3 protein-coding genes and 1 pseudogene are annotated in these 3,611 nt (G+C 74.3%); 3 read left to right on the forward strand and 1 reads right to left on the reverse strand.

Translation table 11 applies throughout. The features are described 5' to 3' along the window. Window positions 1–316, forward strand: a pseudogene (locus tag ACTUAL_RS05035) (hypothetical protein); the annotation flags it as partial. Between the two features lie 99 nt (window positions 317–415). Here ACTUAL_RS05035 and ACTUAL_RS05040 read toward each other — a convergent pair. Then, window positions 416–1,228 carry a dienelactone hydrolase family protein gene (locus tag ACTUAL_RS05040; protein WP_015805241.1) on the reverse strand — a complete coding sequence of 271 codons (813 nt, stop codon included), beginning with the start codon at window positions 1,226–1,228 and terminating at the stop codon, window positions 416–418. A 134-nt stretch (window positions 1,229–1,362) separates the two neighbouring features. On the opposite strand from ACTUAL_RS05040, the gene glmS reads away from it, so the two are divergent. Next, window positions 1,363–3,225: a glutamine--fructose-6-phosphate transaminase (isomerizing) gene (gene glmS, locus ACTUAL_RS05045; protein ID WP_440899428.1), complete on the forward strand. Its 1,863-nt coding sequence runs from the start codon at window positions 1,363–1,365 to the stop codon at window positions 3,223–3,225. A gap of 52 nt (window positions 3,226–3,277) precedes the next feature. Continuing rightward, the coding region (locus ACTUAL_RS05050; RefSeq protein ID WP_440899429.1) for a holo-ACP synthase at window positions 3,278–3,611 on the forward strand (334 nt) is incomplete at its 3' end.

Below are 3,611 nucleotides of genomic sequence, written 5' to 3' on the forward strand. Positions count from 1 at the left end.
GGCGCGCAAGGCCGCCGCCGAGGCTCCCAAGGACGGCTCGTTCATGCTCAAGACGGGGGTTCAGGCCCCGGCCAGGTCCTGGGCGCAGCAGCAGGGGGAGCCGCCGCAACAGCAGCAGTGGGGGAACCAGCCCCAGCCCTGGGGGAACCAGCAGCCCCAGCCCCGCGGTGGGCAGCAGGAGCCGCCCACGCAGCCGTTCGCCCAGCAGCCGCCGTCCTGGCAGCAGCCTGCCCAGCAGCCGCCCGCGCGCGGGCGCAGGGCCGCGCCGCCGCCGCCGGACGACGACGACATGAGCGGTCAGACCTGGCTCTCCTGAGCCGGGGTCGCACGAGCGGCGCCGCGCGTGAGGGCTTCCCCGTTCCCGCGGAGGGGAGCCCTCCGCGCCGCGCCCCTCAGCAGTCCTCCTGGCCCAGGGTCACAGCCCCAGCGCGGCCCGCTGGTACACCAGCGCCGCGCCGCGCACGTCGTCCTCCAGCAGCGCGTCCCAGCGCCGCTCGCCCTTGAGCACCCGCAGCAGGAACGCCGTCACCAGGCCGCGCGCCAGCCGCTGCGCCGAGCGCTCGCCCCTGCCGTCCAGCAGCAGCTCGCTCCAGTGCCTGCCCTCGGTGAACCCCAGGTGCGAGGCCTTCTCCAGCATCCGCACCTGCACCGGCCCGCGCCACGCCTCCGCGATCGCCTGCGCGTGCCCGATCGGCGGCGCGATGCGGTCCTCGCCGCCCGCCAGGTGCAGGCCCGGCACGCCGATCTCGCGCGCCGCGTCCAGCGCCGACGGCTTCGTCTCGGCCGCCGCCAGGGTCACCACCGCGCGCGCCCTCGGGTCCCGCGCCGCCGCCAGCACGGCCGCGCCGCCGCCCATCGAGTGCCCGGCCACCGCCAGCCGCTCCGGGTCCACCGAGATGCCGCCCTCGCCCAGCCGCACGCCCGTGCACACGTCGAGCGCCGTCGTCAGGTTCGCGGACATCAGCCGCGCCGACGCGAGCGGGCCGCGCTGGGTGTTCGGGGCCGCCGCGACGATGCCCCACGACGCCAGGTGCCGCAGCAGGCCCCGGTAGCGGGTGGCGGGCTGGAGCCAGCCGTGGCTGAACGCGACGGCGGGCAGGCCGAGGCCGGACGCCGGCGTGTAGACCAGGCCGGGCAGCCCGACGAGGGCCAGGTCGCCCCGCAGCACCTCGTGCTCCCCTGGCCTGCTGAGCTGGTCGAGCACCTGCTTCGCCGAGTTGCCGCTCACCGCAGCAACGGTAGTCGATCGCGACCCGGTGCCGCACGCCACGATTGGTCTACACCAAAGAGGGGCGTTACCTGCGAAAACGGTGTGAACCGACACGTTCGGGGGACCGCATGAATCTGGCGACCCTGTGCGGTGTGTGCGGAATCGTGGGATACGTGGGCCACCGCTCGGCGCTGGACGTCGTGCTGGACGGCTTGAGGCGCCTGGAGTACCGGGGGTACGACTCGGCGGGCGTCGCCGTCCTGGACGGCGCGGGTGGCCTCGCCGTCGAGCGCAAGGCAGGCAGGCTGGCCAACCTGGAGGCGGTGCTGGACGAGGTCGGCCGCGCCGGGTTCGCGGGCACCGTCGGCATGGGCCACACCCGGTGGGCCACGCACGGCGCGCCCGTCGACCGCAACTCGCACCCGCACCGCGACGCCACCGGCCGCGTCGCCGTCGTGCACAACGGCATCATCGAGAACTTCGCCGCGCTGCGCTCGGAGCTGGAAGACCTCGGCATCGAGATGGCCAGCGACACCGACACCGAGACCACCGCGCACCTGATCGCGCTGGCCTACTCGGACGGCCCGACCAAGGGCGACCTGCCCGGCAGCGTCCGCGCCGTCGTCCGCCGCCTCGAAGGCGCGTTCACGCTCGTCGTGACGCACGCCGACGAGCCCGGCCAGGTCGTCGCCGCCCGCCGCTCCTCCCCGCTCGTGGTCGGCGTCGGCGAGGGCGAGACGTTCCTCGCCTCCGACGTGTCCGCGTTCATCGAGCACACCCGCGAGGCCGTCGAGCTGGGCCAGGACCAGGTCGTGGTGATCACCGCCGACGGCTACGAGGTCACCGACTTCGACGGGGGCCCCGCCGAGGCCAAGCCGTTCACGGTCGACTGGGACCTGTCCGCCGCCGAGAAGGGCGGCCACGAGTACTTCATGCTCAAGGAGATCGAGGAGCAGCCGGACGCGCTGGCCAACACCCTGCGCGGCCACTTCCGCCACGGCCGGATCGTGCTCGACGAGCAGCGCCTGTCCGACCAGGACCTGCGCGACGTCGACAAGGTCTTCGTCGTGGCCTGCGGCTCGGCCTACCACTCCGGCCTGGTCGCCAAGTACGCCATCGAGCACTGGACCCGGCTGCCCGTCGAGGTCGAGCTGGCCAGCGAGTTCCGCTACCGCGACCCGGTGCTCGACCGCGCCACCCTGGTCGTCGCGATCTCCCAGTCCGGCGAGACCGCCGACACCCTGGAGGCCGTGCGGCACGCCCGCGCGCAGAAGGCCCGCGTGCTGGCGGTGTGCAACACCAACGGCGCGCAGATCCCGCGCGAGTCCGACGCGGTGCTCTACACCCACGCGGGCCCGGAGATCGGCGTCGCCTCCACCAAGGCGTTCCTCGCCCAGATCGCGGCGAACTACCTGGTGGGCTTGGCCCTGGCGCAGGCGCGCGGCACCAAGGACCCGGACGAGGTCGCCCGCGAGTTCGCCGAGCTGGAGGCCGCCTCCGCCGCCGTGCAGCGCGTCCTCGGCACGGTCGAGCAGGTCAAGGCACTCGGCCGCGAGCTGGCCGACTCCAAGGCCGTGCTGTTCCTGGGCCGCCACGTCGGCTACCCGGTGGCGCTGGAGGGCGCGCTCAAGCTCAAGGAGCTGGCGTACATGCACGCCGAGGGCTTCGCGGCGGGCGAGCTCAAGCACGGCCCGATCGCGCTGATCGAGGAGGGCCTGCCGGTCGTCGTGGTCATGCCCTCGCCGAAGGGCCGCGCGGTGCTGCACTCCAAACTGGTGTCCAACATCAGCGAGATCCAGGCGCGCGGCGCGCGGACCGTGGTGATCGCCGAGGAGGGCGACGAGACGGTGCGCCCGTTCGCCGACCACCTCATCGAGGTGCCCGCCGTGCCGACGCTGCTCCAGCCGCTGCTGGCCATCGTCCCGTTGCAGCTGTTCGCCTGCGAGCTCGCGACGCTGAAGGGGCACGACGTCGACCAGCCGCGGAACCTGGCCAAGTCCGTCACCGTCGAGTGACCGTCCCGGGCCCTGCGCCCGTCGGAGGGCGGCGCTCGGCGATGATCGTCCGGTGATCATCGGGGTCGGGATCGACGTCTGCGACGTCGAGCGGTTCGCGCGCTCGCTCGAGCGGCGGCCGGGCCTGCGGACCGGGTTGTTCACCGAGCACGAGCGCGCGCGGCCGGTGGCCAGCCTGGCGGCGCGGTTCGCGGCCAAGGAGGCGCTGGCCAAGGCGCTGGGTGCGCCGGCCGGGATGAGCTGGCACGACGCCGAGGTGCGGACCGACGCGGACGGGCGGCCGTCGTTCGCGATCACCGGGACGGTGGCGGCGCGCGCCGACGAGCTCGGGGTCGGCAGCATCCACGTGTCGCTGTCCCACGACGCGGGGATCGCGTCGGCCGTGG

Source organism: Actinosynnema sp. (genome assembly GCF_052038725.1).